Source organism: Actinomycetospora sp. (genome assembly GCF_055612215.1).
The window spans coordinates 1-1,074 of the sequence record NZ_JBVPVA010001167.1; the positions used below are offsets into that span (position 1 = coordinate 1).

Below are 1,074 nucleotides of genomic sequence, written 5' to 3' on the forward strand. Positions count from 1 at the left end.
GGACGACCTGCCCGAGGACATCAAGTCGACCTACGACAAGCTCGGCATCCCCGAGGCCGAGAAGGAGCGCCTGGTCTCCGGCGTCGCGGCCCAGTACGAGTCCGAGGTCGTCTACCACAAGATCCGTGAGGACCTCGAGGAGCAGGGTGTCATCTTCATGGACACCGACACCGGGCTGCGCGAGCACCCGGAGCTGTTCGAGGAGTACTTCGGCTCGGTGATCCCGGCCGGGGACAACAAGTTCTCCGCGCTGAACTCCGCGGTGTGGTCCGGCGGCTCGTTCATCTACGTGCCCAAGGGCGTCCACGTGGACATCCCGCTGCAGGCCTACTTCCGGATCAACACCGAGAACATGGGCCAGTTCGAGCGGACGCTGATCATCGTCGACGAGGACGCCTACGTCCACTACGTCGAGGGCTGCACGGCGCCGATCTACTCGTCGGACTCGCTGCACTCCGCGGTCGTCGAGATCGTCGTGAAGAAGGGCGGCCGCTGCCGCTACACGACCATCCAGAACTGGTCGAACAACGTCTACAACCTCGTCACCAAGCGCGCCAAGGCCGAAGAGGGCGCGACGATGGAGTGGGTCGACGGCAACATCGGCTCCAAGGTGACGATGAAGTACCCGGCCGTCTGGCTGATGGGCCCGCACGCCAAGGGCGAGGTGCTCTCGGTCGCCTTCTCCGGCGAGGGCCAGCACCAGGACGCCGGCGCCAAGATGGTGCACCTCGCGCCGCACACGTCCTCGACGATCATCTCGAAGTCGGTGGCGCGCGGCGGCGGCCGGACCTCCTACCGCGGGCTGGTCCGGGTCAACACGGGCGCGCACCACTCGCGGTCGACGGTGAAGTGCGACGCGCTGCTGGTCGACACGATCAGCCGGAGCGACACCTACCCCTACGTCGACGTCCGCGAGGACGACGTGACGATGGGCCACGAGGCGACCGTCTCGAAGGTCAGCGAGGACCAGCTCTTCTACCTGATGTCCCGCGGCCTCACCGAGGACGAGGCCATGGCGATGATCGTGCGCGGGTTCGTCGAGCCCATCGCGCGCGAGCTGCCCATGGAGTACGC

General features: G+C 66.7%; 1 protein-coding gene. It reads left to right on the forward strand.

Annotated features, from left to right (window positions below):
* The coding region (gene sufB / locus AC0CYZ_RS31410) for a Fe-S cluster assembly protein SufB (protein ID WP_472222150.1) at positions 1–1,074 on the forward strand (1,074 nt) is incomplete at both ends.